Below are 22,372 nucleotides of genomic sequence, written 5' to 3'. Positions count from 1 at the left end.
GCTCTGGTGGCCCGCGGGGCGGTCAGACCGCCATGTTGTCCGCGAGCTCCTCGGTCAGATTGGACTCCGTGCCGGGGATGCCCAGGTCCTGGGCCCGCTTGTCGGCCATGGCGAGCAGCCGGCGGATGCGGCCCGCGACGGCGTCCTTGGTCAGCGGCGGGTCGGCGAGCGCGCCCAGCTCCTCCAGGGAGGCCTGCTTGTGCTCCATGCGCAGCCGTCCGGCGGCCGCGAGGTGCTCGGGGACCTCGTCGCCGAGGATCTCCAGGGCGCGCTGCACGCGGGCACCGGCGGCGACGGCCGCGCGGGCCGAGCGGCGCAGGTTCGCGTCGTCGAAGTTGGCCAGGCGGTTGGCGGTGGCGCGCACCTCGCGCCGCATCCGCCGCTCCTCCCAGGCGAGCACCGACTCGTGCGCCCCGAGGCGGGTGAGCAGCGCGCCGATCGCGTCTCCGTCGCGTACGACGACCCGGTCCACGCCCCGCACCTCGCGCGCCTTGCTGGCGATCTGGAGTCTGCGCGCGGCGCCGACGAGCGCGAGGGCGGCCTCCGGGCCGGGGCAGGTCACCTCCAGGGAGGACGAGCGGCCGGGCTCGGTGAGGGAGCCGTGCGCGAGGAACGCCCCGCGCCAGGCCGCCTCGGCGTCGCAGGTGGCCCCCGAGACCACCTGCGGCGGCAGACCCCGGATGGGGCGGCCCCGGCCGTCCACGAGACCCGTCTGCCGGGCCAGCTGATCACCGCCCGCGACCACCCGTACGACGTAACGCGAACCGCGCCGCAGGCCGCCGGGGGCCATCACGATCAGCTCCGAGCTGTGCCCGAAGATCTCCAGGATGTCCCGCTTCAGGCGTCGTGCCGCCATCGCGGTGTCCAGCTCCGCCTCGATCACGATGCGGCCGCTCACCAGGTGAAGGCCGCCCGCGAACCGCAGGATCGCCGAGACCTCTGCCTTCCTGCAGCAGGTCCGGGTGACGGGAAGCCGGGAGATCTCGTCCTTCACCGCTGCCGTCATCGCCATGGGCCGATCCTTCCATGCATCCGAAAAATACGGTCGTACGCGGCTGCCAGGAGCTCCGGGTCGTGCCTCGGAGTCCCGTCGGGCCGGGCCACCGGCGCCAGCTCGACCGTCGCGCCGAGCCGCTTCGCGGCATCGGTCAGCGACTCTCGGTCGGGCACGGCGGCCTCGTCGGCCAGCACCACGTCCAGGGCGAGTTTAGGGGCGTGTCGGGCCAAAACCTCCAAATGACGCTGCGGAGAGAAGCCATCGGTTTCTCCCGGTTGCGGCGCGAGGTTGAGCGAGAGGACCTTGCGGGCCTTCGTCTCGGTGAGCGCGTCGAGCAGATCGGGGACCAGCAGGTGCGGGATCACCGAGGAGAACCAGGAGCCCGGGCCGAGCACCACCCAGTCCGCGTCCAGGACGGCGGCGACCGCCTCGGGGACGGCCGGCGGGTCGTGCGGGACGACGTGCACGGACTGGACCTCGCCCGGGGTGAGGGCGACCGTGGCCTGGCCCCGGACGGTCTCCACGTCGTTGGGGCGGCCCGGGTCGTGGCCCTTGACCAGGGCCTGCAGCTCCAGGGGCACCGCCGACATGGGAAGGACCCGGCCCTGCGCGCCGAGCAGGCGGCCGACCAGGTCCAGGGCCTGGACGTGGTCGCCCAGCTGCTCCCACAGGGCGACGATCAGGAGATTGCCGACCGCGTGCTCGTGCAGGTCGCCGCGGGACTGGAAGCGGTGCTGGATGACGCGGGCCCAGGTCTGGCCCCACTCGTCGTCGCCGCAGAGCGCGGCGAGCGCCTTGCGCAGGTCGCCGGGGGGCAGCACGCCCAGCTCGTCACGGAGGCGGCCGCTGGAGCCGCCGTCGTCGGCGACGGTGACGACGGCGGTGAGGTCACCGGCTCCGGTGATGCGGCGCAGCGCGGCGAGCGAGGCGGACAGGCCCATGCCCCCGCCGAGCGCGACCACCTTCGGCTGGGTGCCCCGCTTGCGGCCCAGACGGGTCAGGCGGACGGTCCGGCGGGTCGGCTTCACTCGCGCCCCATGTCCCGGTGGACGATGACGGTCTCCACGCCCTCGGACGCCAGGCGCGCCGCGAGCTTCTCCGACATGGCCACCGAGCGGTGCTTTCCGCCCGTGCAGCCGACCGCGATCGTCACGTACCGCTTGCCCTCGCGGCGGTAGCCCGCGGCGATGAGCTGGAGCAGTTCGGCGTACCGGTCGAGGAACTCCTTGGCGCCGGGCTGGTTGAACACGTACGCGGCGACCTCCTCGTTCAGGCCCGTGTACTGGCGCAGCTCGGGGACCCAGTGGGGGTTGGGCAGAAAGCGCATGTCGACGACGAGGTCGGCGTCGACCGGCAGGCCGTACTTGAAGCCGAAGGACATGACGGTGGCCCGCAGCTCGGGCTCCTCCTCGCCCGCGAACGAGGCATCCATCTTGGCGCGCAGCTCGTGCACGTTCAGGCTGGAGGTGTCGATGACCAGGTCGGCGTCGCCGCGCAGCTCGCGCAGCAGGTCGCGCTCGGCCGCGATGCCGTCGACGATGCGGCCGTCGCCCTGGAGGGGGTGGGGGCGGCGGACCGACTCGAAGCGGCGGACCAGGGCCTCGTCGGAGGACTCCAGGAAGACGATGCGCCGCGTGACGTTCTTGGACTCCAGCTCGGCGAGGGACTCGCGGAGGTTGTCGAAGAAGCGCCGGCCGCGGACGTCGACGACGACCGCGATACGGGCCACGTTCCCCTGCGAGCGGGCGCCGAGCTCCACCATGGTGGGGATCAGCGCGGGCGGCAGGTTGTCGACGACGAACCAGCCGAGGTCCTCCAGGCACTTGGCGGCCGTACTGCGTCCGGCGCCGGACATGCCGGAGATGATCACCAGCTCGGGGATGGCCGCTTCGGGCACCCCCGGCGTCTCGATGGGCGTGCCCGCACTCACTTGCTCTCCACCTTCGTCGTGCTCGCTCATGTCTCCTGCCCCCGTCGTTCTTCTGCGGCGCCCGCGGTCACGGGCTCCTCGTCTGCACTGCTGGAGGGACCCGCGGTCACGGGTTCCTCCTCCTCGCCACCAGGGAGGCCCGCCGGGGCGGGCTCCTCGTCTTCGCTGCCGGGGAGCGCCGCTGTCACGGGCTTCTCGACCGCTCTGCCCGAGGCGTCCACCGAGGTGGGCTCCTCGGCCTCGCCGCCGGGGAGCGGTGCCCTCACGGGCCCCTCGGCCACACTGTCAGAGGCGCCCGCCGTCACGCGCTCCTCGGCCGCATTGCCAGGGGACCCCACCGTCGCGGATTCCTCGACCGCACTGCCCGAGGCGTCCGCCGAGACGGGACCCTCGGCCTCGCGGCCGGAGGGCGCCGCCGTCACGGGCTCCTCGGCCGCACTGCCAGGGGACCCCACCGTCGCGGGCTCCTCGACCGCACTGCCAGGGGACCCCACCGTCGCGGGCTCCTCGACCGCACTGCCCGAGGTGCCCGCCGAGGCGGGACCCTCGACCGCACTGCCCGAGGTGCCCGCCGAGGCGGGACCCTCGGCCTCGCCGCCGGAGGGCGGCGCCGGCGCGGGCTCCTCGGTCGTACTGTCAGAGGCGCCCGCCATCACAGGCTCCTCGTCTTCCATGATCTCTCCGGTCGCCATGTTCACGGCGGGGGCGGCGGGGGCCGCCCGGGCGAAGGCCGCCAGGATGGCCTCGGCCGTCTTGCGGCCTATGCCCGGCACCTCGCAGATCTGGTCGATTGTCGCGGCTCGGAGCCTCTTCACCGAACCGAAGTGCTTGATCAGTGTCCGCTTGCGGGCGTCGCCGAGGCCCGGCACCTCGTCCAGCGGCCCCGCCTTGAAGCGCTTGGCCCGCTTGGCGCGCTGGTAGGTGATGGCGAAGCGGTGCGCCTCGTCCCGTACGCGCTGGAGGAGGTAGAGCCCTTCGCTGGTGCGCGGCAGGATGACCGGGTCCTCCTCGGTGGGGACCCAGACCTCCTCCAGGCGCTTGGCCAGGCCGCAGACCGCGATGTCGTCGATGCCCAGCTCGTCAAGGGCCCGCTGGGCCGCCGCCACCTGCGGCTGGCCGCCGTCCACGACGACGAGCTGCGGAGGGTACGCGAACCGCTTGGGCCGCCCGTCCTCCTCGGTCAGACCGCTCGCGGGGACCTCGCCGCTCTCCGGGTCGGCACCCTCCTCGGACCACTCCCCCGTCCGCTCCTTGTCGGAGATGTAGCGCTTGAAGCGGCGCGTGATCACCTCGTGCATGGAGCGGACGTCGTCCTGGCCCTCGAAGCCCTTGATCTGGAAGCGGCGGTACTCGCTCTTCCTGGCGAGGCCGTCCTCGAAGACGACCATGGACGCCACCACGTCGTCGCCCTGGAGGTGTGAGATGTCGTAGCACTCGATGCGCAGGGGCGCGCTGTCCAGCTCCAGGGCGGCGGCGATCTCCTCCAGGGCGCGGGAGCGGGTGGTGAGGTCGGAGGCCCGCTTGGTCTTGTGCAGGACGAGGGACTGCTGGGCGTTGCGCGCGACGGTCTCCATCAGGGCCTTCTTGTCCCCGCGCTGCGGGATCCGCAGCGAGACACCGGCGCCCCGGCGCTCGGTCAGCCACTCCTGTACCGGCTCCAGAGGGTCGGGCAGCGCGGGCACCAGGACCTCCTTGGGCACGGCGTCGCCGCTCTCCTCTCCGTAGAGCTGCTGGAGCGCGTGCTCGACGAGGTCGCCGCTGGTGACCGCCTCGACCTTGTCGGTGACCCAGCCGCGCTGGCCGCGCACGCGGCCGCCCCGGACGTGGAAAATCTGGACGGCGGCCTCCAGCTCGTCCTCGGCGAGGGCGATGAGGTCCGCGTCGGTGGCGTCGGCGAGGACGACGGCGCTCTTCTCCATCGCCTTCCTGAGGGCGTCGATGTCGTCGCGCAGGCGCGCCGCGCGCTCGTACTCCATCTCCTCGGCCGCGTCCGCCATCTGCCGCTCAAGGCGGCGGATGTACGTCCCGGTGCGGCCGGCCATGAAGTCGCAGAAGTCCTCGGCGAGTTCGCGGTGGTCCTCGGGGGTGACGCGCTCCACGCAGGGCGCCGAGCACTTGCCGATGTAGCCGAGCAGGCAGGGGCGGCCGGTGCGGGTGGCGTTCTTGAACACGCCCGCGGAGCACGTACGTACGGGAAAGGCGCGCAGGAGGAGGTCGACGGTGTCGCGGATGGCCCAGGCGTGGCCGTAGGGGCCGAAGTAGCGCACGCCCTTCTTCTTCTGTCCGCGCATCACCTGCACGCGCGGGAACTTTTCGTTCATCGTCACCGCGAGGTACGGATAGCTCTTGTCGTCGCGGTACTTGACGTTGAACCGGGGGTCGAACTCCTTGATCCAGGAGTACTCCAGCTGGAGCGCCTCGACCTCGTTGTTCACCACCGTCCACTCGACGGAGGCGGCCGTCGTCACCATGGAGCGGGTGCGGGGGTGCAGATTCGCCAGGTCCTGGAAGTAGCTGGCCAGGCGCTGGCGCAGGCTTTTGGCCTTCCCGACGTAGATCACCCGGCGGTGCTCGTCGCGGAATTTATAGACCCCCGGGGCGTCGGGGATCTGTCCCGGCTTGGGGCGGTAGCTGGAAGGGTCGGCCATGTCGGACAGCCTACTGGCGTGCGCTGACAGTCCGGGTCGGCGCAGGGGACGGCCGCCCCACACCCGTCAGGGACGGCCGCCGCACCCCGCGGGGAACAGCGGCCGCACCCCCGGAGAGGACGGCGGCCGGCGTCCCGGCCGCCGTCCCCGGCTCGCTCAGCCCCGCTGCCGCGCCCTGCGGCGCCGCACGAGGGCCGTCCCGGAGAGGCCGAGGGCGACCAGGGCGCCCGCGCCTGCCAGCGAGGAGGCGACCGTCACGGGGCCTTCGACCGGGCTCCCGGCCGGGTCCGCGGCGGAGGCCTGTTCGGGCTTCGGGGCGTCGTAACCGCCCGCCTTGCCCGACTTCTCGTACGCGGAGCCCGGCAGCTTGTCGGCGTACGCCTTCTGCACGCGCGTGCGGTAGGCGGCCAGCGAGGTGCCGTCGGCGCCCACGGCACGTACCGCGTCCTTGTCGAGGGGCAGCACGCGCGCGTGGCTCTGCACGTACCAGGCGTTGATCTGCGGCTCGTGGAAGACGGTGCCTCCGGGGAGCTTTTCGGCGCCCACGCGCGCGTAGTGCGTCTCGTCGTCGCCTGTGGCGATGTTCACGACCTGCCACGAGCCGCCCCTGCGGACGGTCCAGAGGGAGGCCTCCTGGCCGTCGGACGAGACCGCCTTGCTGGCGAGGAATTCCAGGCGGGCGAGGGGGGCGCCCTTCTTGCCCGCGACGAACTCCGGGGAGAGGTAGTACACGGGCACGGCCTTGCCCTCGACCCGTGGGTCGGCGGCGGCCTTGGTGACCGCTCCCTCCCGGGAGAAGAAGCGGGAGAGCGTCTCCAGGGTCTTCGGGGCCTTCGCCGCCTTGTGCGCGGCGTCACGGGAGGCGGCGGAGGGGGCCGCGGGACCGGAGTCGGCCGAGGCGGCCGGGGCCGCGAGGCCCAGGGAGAGGGTGAGGGCGGAACCGGCGAGCGCGGCTCTGACCAGGGGGCGGGGAAGGTGACGGGTCATCGCTCTCACGCCCCGATCCGGTAGAGCGAGTGGGTCCAGGAGAAGGTGCTGTTGTCGACGTACCAGGCGTGCGAGGCCCAGTTGTAGCGGTCGCTGGAGGGCCAGGGGTCGCCCCAGTAGACCCAGCTGCTGGCGTCGTCGTAGCCGTAGATGACGTGCATGTGGCCGCCGCCGTTGGACCACTGGATGCGGGTCTCGACCGGGCGGTTCGCGTTGATCTCGGACTGCACGGTGGCGTAGCGCAGCCAGCCGGTGACGTACGAGCCGGGGTTGATGCCCGCCCAGCGCAGGCCGTTCTGCACATTGCCGAGGGTGGCCTGGTTGTTGGGGCACTCGGTGTTCTGGTTGCGCCCGAAGGAGGCGTTGCAGAACTGGTTCTGGCTGTAGTTGCGGCCCATGAAGGTCGCGATGGTGTTGCCGCCCGCGGCCCAGCACCAGTTGGTCTTCTGCTGCGCCTGCATGGTGATGTTCAGGCGCTTGGCGGCGAGGACGGACGGGTCGGCGGCCGCCGTGCCGCTCGCCTCGGAGGCGGTGGGCGCGGTGGACGTGAGGGGGGCGGGGGCCGCCGCGGCCGTGGCCGTGGGTGCGGTCAGGAGCGCCGCGGCGACGACGGCGAGCGCGCAGAGACGTCTGCGTCTGCCTGTGCCGCTGCTCCTGCTGATCGGTGGGCGCATCGCGTTCCTCCCGAGGGATGTGGGGTGTGGAGGAGCGCGTCCGGACGCTGCGATTGAGCATCGAGTGTTGTCGGGTGCAGGTCAACACGCTTCAATGCGGAATTACTTGGGCCGTGAACGGCGGCGTACGGATGTGAACGCATGCCGCACGCCGACCTGGCGACCCGCTCCGACCGGCGCGAACGCCGGGCGGCCGAAGTGAACGTTCACAGCAAGGGGGCCGCATGCGGCACGGCACACGGTTCGCACAGGGCGCGCCCGCGGACGCGGCATGGATGGCGGACGACGAGCCCGCGGAGCTGACGGCCGCCCTGCGCACCGGCCCCTTCCACCTCGCGCTGCGCACCGCGATCGCCGTCCGGCGGCTGCCGCTGCAACGGGTGCGCCACCATCTGGCACAGCACGGCATCAACGTCGGCGTCACCAGCCTCAGTTACTGGCAGCAGGGCGCCCGGCGCCCCCAGCGCGCCGAGTCGCTGCGTGCCGTACGCGCCCTGGAGGAGATCCTTCAGCTGCCCGAGGAGTCACTGATCAGGCTGCTCGCCCACCCCGGCGAGCGCGCCGAGACGGAACGGCCGGCCGCGCGTTCGTACCGCTCCCTGGTGGAGGCCTCCGACGTGCTGCGCGCGCTCCTGGCCGAGCTGGGTTCGCCGGTCGACGGCGGGCTGCACACCATCGGCCACCACGAGCGGGTGCGGATCGGCGCGCGCCGCGAGCTGGTCGGCCGCGAGTCACAGCACGTCGTACGCGCCCACCGCGACGGCGTTGACCACTACGTCGCCATCTACCACGGCGACCCCGGCTGCGCCCCCGACCGCGTGCGCGTACGGGCGCTGGAGAACTGCCGTACGGGACGCGTGCGCTGGCACGAGGGGACGGGGGTGCTCGTCGCCGAACTGCTCTTCGACACCCGGCTGCGGGCGGGCGACACGCATCTGTTCGCGTACGGCTTCGAGGACGGCACGGCGGGGACGGCCACCGAGTACGTGCGCGGCTTCACCTACGCCGGTGGGCAGTACGCGCTCCAGATCCGCTTCGACGAGCAGGCCCTGCCCGTACGCTGCCACCGCTTCGCCCAGCAGTCGGCCGCAGGCCCGCGCGGCGGCCGCCAGGAGCTGACGCTGAGCGGCAGCCACCGCTCGGTGCACCTGGTGGAGCCGCAGGTGCGGGCGGGGCTGCTGGGGATCGCGTGGGACTGGGAGTAATCGCGTGGGACGGGAGCAGGGGCCGGGTGGGCTAGGCCTTCTTCTCGGGGCCCGCGATGATCTTGCCGTTCTCGACCTTGACCGGCAGCTCGGCCAGCGGCTTGACGGCCGGCTCCTTCAGCACCTTGCCGTTCGTGGCGTCGAACTGGCTGCCGTGGCACTGGCAGACGAGCTTGCGCCCCTCCAGCTTGTTGATCGGGCACCGCGCGTGGGTGCAGATCGTGCTGTACGCCGTGTACTCGTCGTCGGTGATCCGGCTGACGACCACGTTCCGGTCCGTGTACAGCTTCGAGGCGCCCACCTTGACGTCGTCGGCCTTCCCGAGGTCCACCGGCGCGGTCGGCGCCGAGCGGTTCGACCCGCCGTCGCCCGACGAGCAGGCGGTGAGGCCGAGCCCGACGGCCGGGGCGAGAGCGGCGGCCCGCAGCACGGTGCGGCGGGCGTGGGGCGTGCCGGACATGGTGTCTCCACAGGTCAGGGGCGTCGGTGACGGATTAGACCCTACCGGCGCGAACCCCCGGGACCGGGTCCGGCACGGGGGCGCCCGAGTGCTGCCCGCTTCCGGCCGAAGGAGGCCGCACGGCCTAGCCTGAACGGAACGCCGGGCGCGTGCCGCGTGGCCCGAGCCGAGCCCTGGCAGCGCCCGCCCGAGAGGAACCGCCCGTGATAGTCGTCGCAGGAGAGGCCCTGATCGACCTCGTGCCGCAGGAGGCGGACCGGGGAGCTGACCGGGGTGCGGACCGGGGTGCGGACCGGGGTGCCGGGCTGCCCGCGCTCGCGCCCCGGCTCGGCGGCGGCCCGTACAACACGGCCGTGGCGCTCGGCCGCCTCGGCTCGCCCGTCGCCTTCTGCTCGCGGGTGTCCCGGGACGCGTTCGGCGAGGCGCTGCTTGACGGGCTGCGGGCCGCCGGTGTCGAACTCTCGTACGTCCAGCGCGGCCCCGAGCCGACGACGCTGGCGGTCGCGTCGATCGGCGCGGATGGCTCGGCCGGGTACTCCTTCTACGTCGAGGGCACGGCCGACCGGCTCTTCAGCGCGCCGGACCGGCTTCCCGACGGCGTACGGGCGATGTCGTTCGGCACCTGCTCGCTGGTCCTGGAACCGGGGGCGAGCGCGTACGAGGAGCTGCTGCGCCGGGCGGCGGCGGACGGGGTGTTCACGGCGCTCGATCCGAACGTACGAGCTGTGCTGATCCCCGACGCGGACGCGTACCGCGCGCGGTTCAAGAGCTGGCTGCCGTCGGTCTCGCTGCTCAAGCTGTCGCAGGAGGACGCCGACTGGCTCGGCGGCACCCCGCGGGAGTGGCTGGCGTCCGGGCCGTCGGCCGTGGTCGTCACGCGCGGCGGTGACGGTCTGTGGCTCTACACGCGGGACGGCATCGAGCTGCGTGTGCCGGGCGAGCCGGTCGACGTGGTGGACACGATCGGCGCGGGCGACACGGTCAACGCGGCGCTGCTGCACGGCCTGGCGGCACGGGACGCGCTCTCGCCGGACGCGGCGGCCGCGCTGGACACCGAGGCCTGGACGGCCGTACTGCGCTTCGCGGCACGCGCGGCGGCGCTCACCTGCTCCCGCGCGGGCGCGGAGCCTCCGTACGCGGCGGAGCTGGGGTAGCGGTAGCGGGCGGCCAGCCGTAGGGCGCGGCGGACGGGGCTCACCGTTGGGTGAACGACCCGTGCCGCCCCGCGCCCGCCACGAAGCGGGCGGCGCCCTCGGTGGCTTCGGTCAGGGAGTGCAGGCCGTGCCGCAGCTCCCCCGCCATCGCCTCCCGTTCGGACAGGCCGCCCTGTTCGAGGAGGGAGAGCCGGTCGCGGCGCAGGCAGGTCTGCGGGAACGCGGCGATCTCGGCGGCGAGGCGTTCGGCGGCGGCACGCGCGGTGCCGGTGGGGACCGTGCGGTTGACCAGGCCCATGCCGAGCGCTTCGGCCGCGTTCACCGGGCGACCCGTCAGGATCAGGTCCATGGCACGGCTCTCGCCGATCAGCCGCGGCAGCCGCACCGTCCCGCCGTCGATGAGCGGGACGCCCCAGCGGCGGCAGAAGACCCCGAGGACCGCGTCCTCCTCGGCGACCCGCAGGTCACACCAGAGGGCGAGTTCGAGGCCGCCCGCGACGGCGTGCCCGGAGATCGCCGCGATCACCGGCTTGGACAGGCGCATACGGGTGGGCCCCATGGGGCCGTCCTCCTCGCCGTCCTCGGTCACGCGGTTTCCGTCGGGGGTGCCGATGGCCTTGAGGTCCGCGCCTGCGCAGAAGGTGCCGCCCTCGCCCCACAGGACGGCGACGGAGGCGTCCGGGTCGGCGTCGAAGGCACGGAAGGCGTCGGCGAGCGCGCGGGCGGTGGGCCCGTCGACGGCGTTCCGCGCGGCGGGCCGGGAGAGCACGACGGTGGTGACGGGGCCTTGGCGTTCAGTGCGTACGGACATGGGGGCCAGCGGACCACGGCGGCGGGACGCCGGACAAGACGTGCTCGGGCCACTGGAGGGTTCCGCAGGGGTTCCGGACGCGTACGGATGCGTACGGAGACGGCGAAGGCGCCCCGCCCCTGGTGAGGGACGGGGAGCCTTCGGCGTACGCCGGTCAGGCCTTGCGGGCCCGGGTCGCCTTCTTGGCGGCGGCCTTCTTGGGCGCGGCGGACTTCACCGGTGCCGCCGCCTTGCTGGAAGCAGCCGCCTTCTTCGGAGCAGCCGCCTTCTTGGTCGCGGCCCCGGCCTTCGCGGCCCCAGCCTTCGTGGTGGCCGCCTTCGTGGCAGCCACCTTCTTGCCGGCCGCCTTCTTGGCGGAGGCGCCCGCCTTGACCGTGGCCGTCGCCGTCGTCTTCGTGGCCGTGGCGCTCGCCGCCACCGCCCGCTTGGCGGCGGACTTCTTCGCCGGGGCCTTCTTGGCCGGCTTGCGCCCCTGCGAGGGCATCGCGTCGCTGATCCGCTCCGCCGAGATGATCTCCCGCAGGAACTTGCCGGTGTGGCTGGTCGACACCCCCGCGACCGCCTCGGGCGTGCCCTCGGCGACGACGAGACCGCCGCCGTTACCGCCTTCGGGGCCCATGTCGACGACCCAGTCCGCGGTCTTGATGACGTCGAGGTTGTGCTCGATGACGATGACCGTGTTGCCCTTGTCGACCAGGCCGGAAAGGACCGTGATCAGCTTGCTGATGTCCTCGAAGTGCAGACCGGTGGTCGGCTCGTCCAGGACGTACACGGTGCGGCCCGTGGAGCGCTTCTGGAGTTCGGAGGCGAGCTTCACGCGCTGGGCCTCGCCTCCGGAGAGCGTGGGCGCGGACTGACCGAGGCGCACGTACCCGAGGCCCACGTCGTTGAGCGTCCGCAGGTGCCGGGCGATGGCGGGCACGGCCCCGAAGAAGTCGAGCGCCTCCTCGATCGGCATGTCGAGGACCTCGGCGATGGACTTGCCCTTGTAGTGGACGTCCAGCGTCTCGCGGTTGTAGCGCGCGCCGTGGCAGACCTCGCACGGGACGTACACGTCCGGCAGGAAGTTCATCTCGATCTTGATGGTGCCGTCACCGGAGCAGTTCTCGCAGCGGCCGCCCTTGACGTTGAAGGAGAAGCGCCCGGGGAGATACCCCCGCACCTTCGCCTCCGTGGTCTCCGCGAAGAGCTTGCGGACGTGGTCGAAGACTCCGGTGTATGTCGCCGGGTTCGACCGCGGGGTGCGGCCGATGGGCGACTGGTCGACGTGCACGACCTTGTCGACGAGGTCGTCGCCGTCCACGCGCGTGTGGCGGCCCGGGACGGACCGGGCGCCGTTCAGCTCGCGGGCCAGGTGCGTGTAGAGGATGTCGTTGACCAGCGTGGACTTGCCGGAACCGGAGACACCCGTGACGGCTGTGAGGACGCCGAGCGGGAAGGAGACGTCGATGTCCTGGAGGTTGTTCTCCCGGGCGCCGTGCACCGTGAGCTGACGCGAGGGGTCGGCGGGGCGGCGCACGTCCGGAATCGGGATGGACCGCTTGCCCGAGAGGTACTGCCCGGTGATCGACTTGTCGTTGGCGAGCAGCTCCTTCATGGAGCCGCTGTGCACGACCTTGCCGCCGTGCTCGCCCGCGCCGGGGCCGATGTCGACGACCCAGTCGGCGACCTTGATGGTGTCCTCGTCGTGCTCGACGACGATGAGCGTGTTGCCCATGTCCCGCAGCCGTACCAGGGTCTCGATCAGGCGGTGGTTGTCGCGCTGGTGGAGACCGATGGACGGCTCGTCCAGGACGTAGAGCACGCCGACGAGGCCGGAGCCGATCTGCGTGGCCAGGCGGATGCGCTGGGCCTCGCCTCCGGAGAGGGTGCCCGCGGCGCGGTTCAGCGACAGATAGTCCAGGCCGACGTCGACCAGGAAGCGCAGCCTTTCGTTGACCTCCTTGAGGACGCGCTCGGCGATCTTCTTGTCGCGGGCGCCGAGCCTCAGCTCGGCGAGGAAGTCCGCGCAGTCGCTGATGGACATCGCGGAGACCTCGGCGATGGACTTCCCCATGACCGTGACGGCGAGCACGATGGGCTTGAGGCGCGTGCCCTCACAGGTGGGGCAGGGCACCTCGCGCATATAGCCCTCGAAGCGCTCGCGGCTCGCGTCGCTCTCGGCCTCGCTGTGGCGGCGCTTGACGAAGGGGACGGCGCCTTCGAAGGCGGTGGTGTAGACCCGCTCGCGGCCGTACCTGTTGCGGTAGCGCACCTCGATCTGCGTCTTGTGGCCGTACAGGAGGGCCTTCTTGGCGCGCTGCGGCAGGCCGGCCCAGGGCATGTCGGTGGAGAAGCCGAGGGCGTCGGAGAGGGCTCCGACGAGCCGGCCGAAGTACTCCTTGGTGTGCCCGTGCGACCAGGGGTGGATGGCGCCCTCGTCGAGCGACTTGTCCTCGTCCGGGATGATCAGGTCGGGATCGACCTCCATGCGCGTGCCGATACCCGTGCAGTCCGGGCAGGCGCCGAAGGGCGAGTTGAAGGAGAAGGAGCGGGGCTCCAGCTCCTCGAAGGACAGGTCGTCGTACGGGCAGTAGAGGTGCTCCGAGTACATGCGCTCGCGCTCGGGGTCGTCCTCGGGGAGGTCGACGAAGTCGAGGACGACCATGCCCGAGGAGAGGCCGAGGGCGGTCTCCACGGAGTCGGTCAGGCGGCGCTTGGCGGAGTCCTTCACCGTGAGGCGGTCGATGACCACCTCGATGGTGTGCTTCTCCTGCTTCTTGAGCGTGGGCGGCTCGGAGAGCTGGATCGTCTGCCCGTCGACCCGCGCGCGGGAGTACCCCTTGGTCTGGAGGTCGGCGAAGAGGTCGACGAACTCGCCCTTGCGCTCGCGCACCAGCGGGGACAGGACCTGGAAGCGGCTGCCCTCGGGCAGCTCCAGGACCTTGTCGACGATGGCCTGCGGCGACTGCCGGGAGATGGGGCGGCCGCACTCGGGACAGTGCGGCTTGCCGATGCGCGCGAAGAGCAGGCGCAGATAGTCATAGACCTCGGTGATGGTGCCGACCGTCGAGCGGGGGTTGCGCGAGGTCGACTTCTGGTCGATGGAGACCGCTGGGGAGAGGCCCTCGATGAAGTCGACGTCGGGCTTGTCCATCTGGCCGAGGAACTGCCGGGCGTACGAGGACAGCGACTCGACGTACCGCCGCTGGCCCTCGGCGAAGATCGTGTCGAACGCGAGCGAGGACTTGCCCGAGCCGGAGAGACCGGTGAACACGATGAGGGAGTCACGCGGGAGGTCGAGCGAGACGTTCTTGAGATTGTGCTCGCGCGCGCCACGGACGATGAGACGGTCGGCCACGCCGGTCCGCACCTTTCTAGAGAGAAGTGACAGGGACGAAACCCCGTCTTTCACAGACTAGGGCGAGCCACTGACAACGCCGGGCTGGTTCCCCGGTTCACCTGTGGAACACATCCGGACCGTCAAGAATGCCCGATGCCACTCCCGACCATATAGCACGCACATTCGATTTACGGGGTGACCTGGACTCCTTCACCCGAACGTGTGACGCAGCTATCGTCGGCCCCATGATTGATCATGTGCGCGACCTGGCGTCTGTACGTGACGCGACCGAGCGGCTGCTCAGCGCTGCCGCGAAACTGAACAACGATTCGACCGCCGAGCCGTCACGGCTGCCGGGCTGGACCCGCGGCCATGTCCTCGCCCACCTCGCGCGGAACGCGGACGCGCTGGTGAACGTCCTCGCCGGGCGCCCGATGTACGCGAGCGCCGAGGCCCGGGACGCGGACATCGAGCGGGACGCCCCCCGCGCGCTCACCGAGCAGCTGGCGGACGTGGCGGAGAGCGCGGCCCGCTTTTGGGACGAGACGGCGAAGCCCGCGGACTGGTCCCGCACGGTGGAGCTGCGCAACGGCGTCACCGACTCCGCGTCGCGCGTGCCCTTCCGGCGCTGGGTCGAGGTCGAGCTGCACCACGCCGACCTCGGCATCGGGTACGAACTCGAAGACCTGCCGGAGGAGTTCGTACAGCGGGAGATCTCGTTCCTGACCGCACGCTTCTCGGGGAACGCCGGTGTGCCGCCCACGCTGATCACGGACGGCACGCACGCGTGGCGCACCGGCCGCGAGGGCGCCCCCGACGACGTCACCGTCAAGGTGTCCGGCCCCGCGCCGGAGGTGGTCGGCTGGCTCTCCGGCCGCCGCGACGGCTCCGCGCTGACGGCCGAAGGAGGCCTCCTGCCGGACCTGCCCCCGCTATAGGCTGACGGCATGACGTACAGCGGAGCGGTGAAGGTCGGCGGGGGCGCGGATGTGCACGAGCTGCCGGACCTCATGATTTCGAAGGTCGCGGTCGGGCCGATGAACAACAACGCGTATCTGCTGCGCTGCCGGGCCACCGGCGAGCAGCTCCTGATCGACGCGGCCAACGACGCCGGGACGCTGCTGACGCTGATCGGTGACGACGGCATCGCGTCCGTCGTCACCACGCACCAGCACGGTGACCACTGGCAGGCGCTCGCCGCCGTCGTCTCGGCGACCGGCTCGCGGACGTACGCGGGCCGCGAGGACGCCGAGGGCATCCCGGTGCCGACGGACGTGCTGGTCGACGACGGCGACACGATCACGGTCGGCCGCGTCACCCTCACCGCCCGCCACCTGGTGGGCCACACACCGGGCTCGATCGCGCTCGTCTACGACGACCCGCACGGCCATCCGCACGTCTTCACCGGCGACTGCCTCTTCCCGGGCGGAGTCGGCAACACCTGGAAGGACCCGAAGGCGTTCGCGAGCCTCATCGACGACGTGGAGACGAAGATCTTCGGGACGCTCCCCGACGAGACGTGGGTCTACCCCGGCCACGGCGACGACACGACGCTGGGCGCCGAGCGGCCGCACCTCCCGGAGTGGCGCGCCCGCGGCTGGTGAGCACGGGCGGCGCCGGCGGGCCGGGGGCAGGCGTCACGCCCCGGCGGCCACCAGCGCCGCCACCCGCTCCACCGCGAAGACGTACCCCTGGACGCCGCAGCCCGCGATGACGCCGTCGGCGCGCTGCGAGACGTAGCTGTGGTGCCGGAAAGCCTCGCGCTGGTGGACGTTGGAGATGTGCACCTCCACCACCGGCATCCCGTCGCAGGTGTTGAGGGCGTCCAGGATCGCGATGGACGTGTGGGAGTAGGCGGCGGGGTTGATGACGATGCCCGCGTGGTGCTCGCGCGCCTCGTGGATCCAGTCGACGAGCTCGCCCTCGTGGTTGCTCTGCCGCAGATCCACCGTGCCGCCGTGCGCGGCCGCCGCCTTAGCGCACAGGGTCTCGACGTCGGCCAGGGTGTCCGAGCCGTAGATCTCGGGCTGGCGCTGCCCGAGGAGGTTCAGGTTCGGGCCGTTCAGGATCATGATCGGGGCGGTGGCGAGGCTACGGGTACCGAGGGTCATGAAGGAGGTCTATCACGCCTCCCGCGCGCGGGAACTCCGGTGCGCCTTCGGTGAGTACGGTCCTACGCTGCGCCCCATGATGATCGAACCGCTGTACCCGCCCAAGCCCTCGCCGGGTGACCGCGTCGCCGTGCTCTCGCCCTCCAGCGGCCTGCCGGAGCTTTTCCCGCTCCCCTATGAGCTGGGCCTCGAACGGCTCCGCAAGGACTTCGGTCTCGAACCGGTGGAGTACCCCTCGACGCGGAAGATGGGGGCGACGCCCCAGGAGCGGGCGGACGACATCCACGCGGCGTTCGCCGACCCGACCGTCAAGGCGCTCATCGCGAGCATCGGTGGCGATGACCAGATCACCGTACTGCCCTACCTGGACCGCGAGTTGATCCGCGCACACCCGAAGCCGTTCTTCGGTTACAGCGACAACACCAACCTGCTGGCCTACCTCTGGCAGTGCGGCATCGTCGGCTACCACGGCGCGTCCGTGATGTGCGAGCTCGGCCGGCCCGGCGCGATGGCACCCCTGACCGAGCGTTCGCTGCGTGCCGCGCTCTTCACCTCCGGAAGCCATGAGCTGCACCCGGCCGACCGCTACCGCGATGTCGACCTGCCCTGGGAGGACCCCGCGAGCCTCGCGCAGGAGCCGCCGACCGAGCCGGGTGGCGGCTGGTTCTGGCATCGGCCCGAGCGGGTCGTGGAGGGCCGCTCCTGGGGCGGCGAGCTGGAGATCCTCTCGTGGCTCCTGATGGCGGACCGTGAGATCGCGCGGGACCCTTCGGCGTACGACGGGTGCGTGCTGTTCCTGGAGACCTCGGAGGAACTGCTCGGCGCCGACCAGGTCTTCCGCATCCTGCGCAACATGGGCGAGCGCGGGCTGCTGCGGCGCTTCCCCGCCCTCTTGATGGGACGCGCCAAGGCGTGGTCCTTCGCCCGCCCCCAGGAGGCGGAAGCGAAGGCCGCGCACGCGCGTGAGCAGCGGGAAGCCGTACTGCGGGCGCTCGGCACGTATGCCCCGGACACCATGGCGGTCTTCGACGTCGACCTCGGGCACACCGATCCCCAACTGGTCATTCCCTACGGAGGCACGGTGCGGGTCGACGGACCGGGGCGGCGCGTCACGGTGACGTACTGAGCTACCCGATCACCACCGTGCGCCCCCCGTAACCGCCCGTCACTCTGGGTAGTTGACGCAGCATGCGCACCACGAAACAACCTTCTCTGCTGCGGCTCGCGGCGGCCTCGCTGGCCGGGACCGCCATCGAGTTCTACGACTTCTTCATCTACGGGACGGCCGCGGCGCTGGTCCTCGGCCCCCTGTTCTTCCCGACGTTCTCCCCGCTGGCGGGAACTCTCGCGGCCTTCGCGACATTCGGAGTGGGCTTCGTGGCGCGGCCCCTGGGGTCCGTCCTCTTCGGGCACATCGGGGACCGGCGCGGGCGGCGGCCCGTGCTCATCGGGTCGCTGCTCCTCACCGGCCTCGCCACGGTCGCCGTGGGCTGCGTACCCACGTACGAGTCGATCGGCATCGCCGCTCCCCTGCTCCTCCTCGTGCTGCGGTTCGTGCAGGGGCTCGGCCTCGGCGGGGAGTGGGGCGGTGCCGTGCTGCTGACGGCGGAGCACGCCCCGGCCGAGCGGCGTGGGCTGTGGTCGAGCTTTCCGCAGATCGGCCCGCCGATCGGGTTCCTGCTGGCCAACGGCATCATGCTGGCGCTCTCGGCGACGCTCACCGACGCGCAGTTCGCGGCCTGGGGGTGGCGCGTGCCGTTCTGGGCCGCGGGGGTCCTGGCGGCGGCCGGGCTCGCGCTGCGCGGCTCGCTCGCGGAGAGCCCCGACTTCCTGCGGGTGCGCGAGCACGCGCGCGTGCCGCTCGTCGAGGTGGTCCGCGACCACTGGCGCCTGGTGCTCCTGACGGCGGGCGCGCTCGCGGTCGGGTACGCCGTCTTCTACGCGGTGACGACCTGGTCGCTCGCCTACGGAGTGGAGCGGCTGGGCGTGAGCCGCACGGTCATGCTGGCCTGCATCATGGCGGCCGTGGTGGTGAAGGGCGTCCTGACACCGGTGGTGGCCGTCCTGGGCGACCGCTACGGGCGGCGGCCGCTGTGCCTGCTCGGCTGCGCCGCGTCCGCGCTGTGGATGTTCCCGATGATCGCGCTGCTCTCCACCGGGGAGCCGCTGCTGATGTTCCTGGGCTTCGTGGTGGCGATGGTCGCGTTCATCACGATGTTCGCCGTGATCGCCGCGTATCTGCCCGAGTTGTACGAGCCGCGTGTGCGCTGCACGGGCGCCGCGGTGGGCTACAACCTCGGCGGGGTGCTCGGCGGCGCGCTGACGCCCATCGTGGCGACGGCGGTGGCGCACGGGGAGGGGACGCCGTGGGGCGTGGCCGCGTATCTGACGGGGATCGCCGTGCTGAGCCTCGGATGCTTCGCGCTGCTTCCGGAGACGCGGCCGGTGCGGAAGGCGGTGCCGGCCACGGGTTGACCCGGGGAGGGGCTACGGCGTGCTCCGGGGACGGGGCGTCGGCTGCTGGCGGCGGCTACGGCGTGACCGCCAGCTCCAGGTACGCCGCGAAGAGCACCAGATGGACGCCGCCCTGGAGCGGGGTGGCGCGCCCCGGTACGACGGTGAGCGTGCCGACGATCACCGTGAGGGCGAGCAGCACCATGTGGGTCGCGCTCAGGCCGAGCACGAGCGGCCCGGCCAGCCACACGGAGGCGACCGCGACGGCCGGGATGGTCAGGCCGATGCTGGCCATCGCCGAGCCGAGAGCGAGGTTCAGGCTGGTCTGTACGCGGTCGCGGCGGGTGGCGCGTACGGCCGCGATGGTCTCCGGGAGCAGCACGAGCAGCGCGATGATCACGCCGACCACGGCGTGCGGCATGCCCGCGCTCTCCACGCCCGACTCGATCGTCGGCGAGACTCCCTTGGCGAGCCCGACGACGCCGATCAGGGCCAGCGCGAGCAGCCCCAGGCTGGTCAGCGCCTGCCGGGAGGAGGGCCCTTCGGCGTGGCTGTCGGCGTCGATGACCTCGCCCTGCTTGGTGAGGGGCAGGAAGTAGTCGCGGTGGCGCACGGTCTGCGTGGTGACGAACAGGCCGTACAGGATGAGCGAGGCGACGGCGGCGAAGGTCAGCTGGCTCGTGGAGAACTCCGGGCCCTGCTTGGTCGTGGTGAAGGTCGGCAGGACCAGGCAGAGGGTGGCCAGGGTGGCGACGGTCGCGAGGGCGGCGCCGGTGCCCTCGGGGTTGAAGACGGCGACGCGGTGGCGCAGCGCGCCGACGAGGAGGCAGAGCCCCACGATGCCGTTGCAGGTGATCATCACGGCGGCGAAGACGGTGTCGCGCGCGAGCGTGGAGCTCTTGTCGCCGCCGTCGGCCATGAGGGTGACGATCAGCGCGACCTCGATGATGGTCACCGCGACCGCGAGGACGAGCGAGCCGAAGGGTTCGCCGACGCGGTGGGCGATCACCTCGGCGTGGTGGACGGCGGCGAGGACCGCTCCGGCGAGGACCAGTGTGACCAGGGCGACGACCACACCGGGCAGATCGCGGCCCCAGGTGAGCGCGAGGAGGACGATCGCGAGGAGCGGGACCACGGTCGTCCACCGCATGCCGAGCGCCCGGAGCCGAGTGACCATGACTCGATGCTGCCCCGGGCGCTTGGGTGTCGCTACTCGGTGCCGCCCCCTGCCGGGGGCGGCATCCGGTGAGACCGTCAGGCCTCGATGCTGTCCTTCTCGGTCTCCCCCGCGGCGGCGGCCTCGGCCGTCGCCTGCCTCTCCTGCTTCTTGGAGGCGATGAGGCTGGTGATCGTGGTGATCACCAGGACGCCGCAGATGACGCCGAGCGAGACCGGAATGGAGATCTCGGGGACGTGCACCCCGTTCTCGTGCAGGGCGTGGAGGACGAGCTTCACGCCGATGAAGCCGAGGATCACCGACAGGCCGTAGCTGAGGTGGACCAGCTTCCTGAGCAGTCCGCCGATGAGGAAGTACAGCTGGCGCAGACCCATCAGCGCGAAGGCGTTGGCGGTGAAGACGATGTACGGGTCCTGGGTGAGGCCGAAGATCGCGGGGATGGAGTCCATCGCGAAGAGCACGTCGGTGGTGCCGATGGCGAGCATGACGACCATCAGCGGCGTCATGATCTTCTTGCCGTTCTTCCGGATGAAGAGCTTGGTGCCCTCATACCGGTCGGAGACGCCGAACTTCTTCTCGATGGACTTCAGGAGGCGGTTCTCCTCCCAGTCCTCTTCCTCGTCGTCGGCACGCGCCTCCTGGATGAGCTTCCAGGCGGTGTAGATCAGGAACGCGCCGAAGATGTAGAAGACCCACGAGAAGTTGGCGATGACCGCGGCGCCGGCGGCGATGAAGATCGCACGCAGGACGAGGGCTATCAGCACGCCGAACAGCAGCACGCGCTGCTGGAGGTGGGACGGCACCGAGAACTTCGCCATGATCAGGATGAAGACGAAGAGGTTGTCGACGGAGAGCGACTTCTCGGTGATGAATCCCGCGAAGAACTCGCCGGACGCCTGGCTCTCACCGGCGACCAGCAGGCCGACGCCGAAGAGCGCCGCGAGGACGATCCAGACGACCGTCCATGTCCCGGCTTCCTTGATCGATACGTCATGGGGCTTGCGCCCGATGAAGAAGTCGACCGCGATCAGGGCACACAGCCCTAGAACGGTCGCTACCCACAGGGTCATTGAAACGTCCACTGCGCCTCCGGCTTCGTACGGCTACTGATCAGCGTCGTCGCTGCCGGAGGTCTCTTCCACCCGAGGCGGTCACCGCCATGAATCGGGCCGACGCCCCGGGACCGATGGCGGTCCGTATTGACGGGCACGTCGCAGCCGGGAGTACTCCCCTCCGCTGGTAGAAGAGTACGCCAAACACCAAGGGTTGGTAAAGGCGATGGCAAACAAAAGCCAAAAGCCCAGCTCAGGGCCGCCGCTCAGGCCAGGCCCGCGCAGCCCGGTCCAGCTCAGCGGCCGCCGTTGCGGCGGGCCGCGGCGACCCGGTCGAGGATCTGCCCCAGGATGCGGCTGCCCGGCGGGAAGACCGGCGGGTCGTACGTCCAGGTGTGCCCGACCCACGGGTCGGCGAGGTGGTCATCGGGGACCGGGGTCAGCCGCAGGAGCGCGCGCCACAGGGGGTCGAGCAGCGGGCCGTACTCCGCGGCGTCCTCCCGGTCGGCGACCATCATGAGGTGGACGCCGACGGCCGGGCCCTCGTCCGCGAGGTAGCGCAGCTGGGTCACGGCGCGGTCGTCGAAGCCGTGCGGGAAGTCGTTGACGATCAGGAGCTGCTCGGCGGTGTCGAGGTCCGGGGGCAGCGCGTCGGCGGCGCCGCCGCGGACCGCCATCTGGACCAGGTCGACGCGCTGGGTGAGCTTGGCCAGGACCGCGGAGACGCCGGCCGCGCCGGAGGCCGGGGGCCCGGCGAGGACACCGGCCGACACGAGCGGGGCCAGGGCGCCCGTCGCGGCGCCCGCCGGGTCGATGACGTGCACCTGGAACTCGCCCGCCGGATAGACCGCGAGCAGCCGCGCGGCGTGCGCGACCGCCGTGTCCGTGGCGAGGCGGCGCAGCTCGGCGGAGTCGGTGACGTGGTTGGTCAGCGCCTTGCCGCTGTCGATCCACAGACCGCGCTCCAGCGGCAGCCGTACGAGCATGGGGATCCGCAGCCCGGTGCGCTCGGGGAGGTGGAGGTCGCCGAGGCGCACGGCCATCGGGATCTCCATGGGCGCGCGATAGGCGTGCCATACGGGGCTGCTCCACGCCGCGAACGCCGGGGGCAGGGCGGGCTCGACGACCTCGGCCTCGGCGGCGAGCTGGGCGAGGTCGCGGTCGAGGGCCGCCCTGGCCTGGCCGACGAGGTCGGTGTGCTTGGCCCGGGCACGCTCGCGCGCGGCGTCACCGGCGCCGCCGATGCGGCTGCGCGGGTCGTCGAGGACCTTGTCCAGCTCCTGCTCCCTGCGCGAGTCGGCGAAGTCGACGGCGCTGCGGTAGGCCGCCGTGGTGCGGGCCAGGTCTTCGAACATGCCCCACACCTGGTTGTAGAGCCGCTCCTCGAGGG

Annotated in this window: 18 protein-coding genes and 1 pseudogene; 6 read left to right on the top strand and 13 right to left on the bottom strand. The window is 71.7% G+C overall.

The window, feature by feature from the left end; genetic code table 11:
- Positions 1 to 22 precede the first annotated feature (22 nt).
- The 6 genes from whiA to GKQ77_RS07890 all read right to left on the bottom strand — a co-directional run bounded on the left by whiA (position 23) and on the right by GKQ77_RS07890 (position 7,236).
- Positions 23 to 1,012, bottom strand: coding sequence for a DNA-binding protein WhiA (whiA, locus tag GKQ77_RS07915; RefSeq protein WP_125512081.1), 990 nt, complete (start codon positions 1,010 to 1,012; stop codon positions 23 to 25).
- Positions 1,003 to 2,025: a gluconeogenesis factor YvcK family protein gene (locus tag GKQ77_RS07910; protein WP_308117583.1), complete on the bottom strand. Its 1,023-nt coding sequence runs from the start codon at positions 2,023 to 2,025 to the stop codon at positions 1,003 to 1,005. Before GKQ77_RS07910 ends, whiA begins: the two co-directional genes overlap by 10 nt.
- Positions 2,022 to 2,957, bottom strand: coding sequence for an RNase adapter RapZ (rapZ, locus tag GKQ77_RS07905; RefSeq protein WP_125512083.1), 936 nt, complete (start codon positions 2,955 to 2,957; stop codon positions 2,022 to 2,024). Before rapZ ends, GKQ77_RS07910 begins: the two co-directional genes overlap by 4 nt.
- Complete coding sequence (uvrC, locus tag GKQ77_RS07900; protein WP_258021002.1) at positions 2,954 to 5,575, bottom strand: excinuclease ABC subunit UvrC; 2,622 nt, start codon at positions 5,573 to 5,575, stop codon at positions 2,954 to 2,956. Before uvrC ends, rapZ begins: the two co-directional genes overlap by 4 nt.
- A 156-nt stretch (positions 5,576 to 5,731) precedes the next feature.
- The gene (locus tag GKQ77_RS07895; protein WP_219687996.1) at positions 5,732 to 6,562 is read right to left on the bottom strand and encodes a hypothetical protein; all 831 of its coding nucleotides are present in this window, start codon (positions 6,560 to 6,562) and stop codon (positions 5,732 to 5,734) included.
- 5 nt (positions 6,563 to 6,567) lie between these two features.
- Entirely contained in the window at positions 6,568 to 7,236 is a 669-nt protein-coding gene (locus GKQ77_RS07890) for a papain-like cysteine protease family protein (RefSeq protein ID WP_219687995.1), read from the bottom strand.
- Between the two features lie 224 nt (positions 7,237 to 7,460).
- Here GKQ77_RS07890 and GKQ77_RS07885 point away from each other — a divergent pair, with 224 nt between their 5' ends.
- Entirely contained in the window at positions 7,461 to 8,441 is a 981-nt protein-coding gene (locus GKQ77_RS07885) for a hypothetical protein (protein ID WP_372459843.1), read from the top strand.
- Positions 8,442 to 8,472: 31 nt separating this feature from the next.
- Here the strand turns inward: GKQ77_RS07885 and GKQ77_RS07880 are convergent, their stop codons facing one another.
- The gene (locus GKQ77_RS07880) at positions 8,473 to 8,901 is read right to left on the bottom strand and encodes a Rieske (2Fe-2S) protein (protein ID WP_219687994.1); all 429 of its coding nucleotides are present in this window, start codon (positions 8,899 to 8,901) and stop codon (positions 8,473 to 8,475) included.
- A 203-nt stretch (positions 8,902 to 9,104) separates the two neighbouring features.
- Here GKQ77_RS07880 and GKQ77_RS07875 point away from each other — a divergent pair, with 203 nt between their 5' ends.
- The gene (locus tag GKQ77_RS07875; RefSeq protein WP_219687993.1) at positions 9,105 to 10,055 is read left to right on the top strand and encodes a carbohydrate kinase family protein; all 951 of its coding nucleotides are present in this window, start codon (positions 9,105 to 9,107) and stop codon (positions 10,053 to 10,055) included.
- Between the two features lie 40 nt (positions 10,056 to 10,095).
- Here the strand turns inward: GKQ77_RS07875 and GKQ77_RS07870 are convergent, their stop codons facing one another.
- Together GKQ77_RS07870 and uvrA are read right to left on the bottom strand one after the other, a co-directional pair.
- Positions 10,096 to 10,866, bottom strand: a complete 771-nt coding sequence (locus GKQ77_RS07870) for a crotonase/enoyl-CoA hydratase family protein (protein WP_219687992.1) — start codon at positions 10,864 to 10,866, stop codon at positions 10,096 to 10,098.
- 154 nt (positions 10,867 to 11,020) lie between these two features.
- Positions 11,021 to 14,206: an excinuclease ABC subunit UvrA gene (gene uvrA, locus GKQ77_RS07865; protein ID WP_308117582.1), complete on the bottom strand. Its 3,186-nt coding sequence runs from the start codon at positions 14,204 to 14,206 to the stop codon at positions 11,021 to 11,023.
- A gap of 227 nt (positions 14,207 to 14,433) precedes the next feature.
- Between uvrA and GKQ77_RS07860 the strand changes: the two genes are divergently transcribed.
- Positions 14,434 to 15,126 carry a maleylpyruvate isomerase family mycothiol-dependent enzyme gene (locus tag GKQ77_RS07860; protein WP_219687991.1) on the top strand — a complete coding sequence of 231 codons (693 nt, stop codon included), beginning with the start codon at positions 14,434 to 14,436 and terminating at the stop codon, positions 15,124 to 15,126.
- 9 nt (positions 15,127 to 15,135) lie between these two features.
- Complete coding sequence (locus GKQ77_RS07855; protein ID WP_219687990.1) at positions 15,136 to 15,792, top strand: MBL fold metallo-hydrolase; 657 nt, start codon at positions 15,136 to 15,138, stop codon at positions 15,790 to 15,792.
- Between the two features lie 33 nt (positions 15,793 to 15,825).
- Here GKQ77_RS07855 and aroQ read toward each other — a convergent pair whose 3' ends face one another.
- Positions 15,826 to 16,299 (bottom strand): type II 3-dehydroquinate dehydratase, encoded by a 474-nt coding sequence (aroQ, locus tag GKQ77_RS07850; protein WP_219687989.1) that lies wholly within the window; start codon positions 16,297 to 16,299, stop codon positions 15,826 to 15,828.
- A 79-nt stretch (positions 16,300 to 16,378) separates the two neighbouring features.
- On the opposite strand from aroQ, the gene GKQ77_RS07845 reads away from it, so the two are divergent.
- Together GKQ77_RS07845 and GKQ77_RS07840 are read left to right on the top strand one after the other, a co-directional pair.
- Entirely contained in the window at positions 16,379 to 17,425 is a 1,047-nt protein-coding gene (locus GKQ77_RS07845) for a S66 family peptidase (protein WP_219687998.1), read from the top strand.
- Between the two features lie 62 nt (positions 17,426 to 17,487).
- Positions 17,488 to 18,774, top strand: a complete 1,287-nt coding sequence (locus GKQ77_RS07840) for an MFS transporter (protein WP_219687988.1) — start codon at positions 17,488 to 17,490, stop codon at positions 18,772 to 18,774.
- Positions 18,775 to 18,829: 55 nt separating this feature from the next.
- On the opposite strand, the gene GKQ77_RS07835 is transcribed toward GKQ77_RS07840, so the two are convergent.
- From GKQ77_RS07835 to GKQ77_RS07825, 3 genes and pseudogenes are all read right to left on the bottom strand, one after another.
- Positions 18,830 to 19,930: a calcium:cation antiporter gene (locus GKQ77_RS07835; protein WP_219687987.1), complete on the bottom strand. Its 1,101-nt coding sequence runs from the start codon at positions 19,928 to 19,930 to the stop codon at positions 18,830 to 18,832.
- A 77-nt stretch (positions 19,931 to 20,007) separates the two neighbouring features.
- Positions 20,008 to 21,012, bottom strand: a complete 1,005-nt coding sequence (locus GKQ77_RS07830) for a TerC family protein (protein ID WP_219687986.1) — start codon at positions 21,010 to 21,012, stop codon at positions 20,008 to 20,010.
- Between the two features lie 266 nt (positions 21,013 to 21,278).
- Positions 21,279 to 22,372 (bottom strand): annotated as a pseudogene (locus GKQ77_RS07825) (TerD family protein); the annotation flags it as partial.

The organism is Streptomyces anatolicus (assembly GCF_019400875.1).
In the GTDB taxonomy this organism is placed as follows: domain Bacteria; phylum Actinomycetota; class Actinomycetes; order Streptomycetales; family Streptomycetaceae; genus Streptomyces; species Streptomyces anatolicus.
Note: the sequence above shows the minus strand (reverse complement) of the source record. Positions and strands in the feature narration are given on the sequence as shown.